Raw genomic sequence first — 917 nt, 5'->3', positions numbered from 1 at the left:
CCACGCTGGCGCCGGGGCCATCTTTCGATTCACTCGATTGCTGGCTGCGGATCGCGGTGTTTTGCGGGTTGGCGTTCGGACCGTAGCTTTCAGCCGTCTGCTCGAGCTTCGAGAAGTCGATATCCGCGCTCACCTGCGAGTGCGCATTACCCGCGCCGAACAGCGGCGCGAGGATCGCATCGATTCGCCCCTGGGTGTTGCGCTCGATCTGCTGCACGTATTTGAGCTGCGACGCATCCAGGCCGTTCGACACGCTTTGCTGCGTGAGCAGATTGCCGTCCTGATCGACGATGGTCACGTTCTTCACCGGCATGTCCGGCACGCTCGACGACACCATGTGCTGGATGGCGAGGATCTGGCCCTCGTCGAGCGCGCGGCCGGGGTAGAGATTCAGCATCACCGACGCGGTCGGCAGTTCCTTTTCGCGCACGAACACGGTCGGCTTCGGAATGGCGAGATGCACGCGCGCTTCGCGCACCGACGAAATCGACGCGATGGTTTTTTCCAGTTCGCCTTCCAGCGCGCGCTGATAGTTGACCTGTTCGGCGAACTGGCTGATGCCGAACTTCTGGTTGTCCATCAATTCGAAGCCGACCGAGCCGTTCTTCGGCAAACCTTGCGACGCGAGGCGCAAGCGCGTTTCGTGCACCGCGTCGCTCGGCACCAGGATCGCGCCACCCGATTCGGCGATCTTGTAGGGGATATTGCCTTGCTGCAGCGCAGCGACGATCGCGCCACCGTCACGGTCGGAGAGGTTGCTGAACAACACCCGGTAATCCGGCTGGCGCGACCACATCACGAGACCCGCCACCACCACGGCGAGAATGGCCACGGCGATGATCAACGGCATGCGCGGGTTATTGCGGAACTGGTTGAGCATCGGCATGCGCGGGCCGAAGCCACCGCCGCCGAAGTCC

Annotated in this window: 1 protein-coding gene; it reads right to left on the bottom strand. The window is 63.0% G+C overall.

The window, feature by feature from the left end; translation table 11 throughout:
- Positions 1 to 917, bottom strand: a 917-nt coding sequence (fliF, locus tag EOS_RS42640; RefSeq protein WP_047898279.1) for a flagellar basal-body MS-ring/collar protein FliF, incomplete at both ends; no start/stop codon positions are given.

Source organism: Caballeronia mineralivorans PML1(12), assembly GCF_001028175.1.
GTDB classification, from domain to species: Bacteria; Pseudomonadota; Gammaproteobacteria; order Burkholderiales; family Burkholderiaceae; genus Caballeronia; species Caballeronia mineralivorans.
Note: the sequence above shows the minus strand (reverse complement) of the source record. Positions and strands in the feature narration are given on the sequence as shown.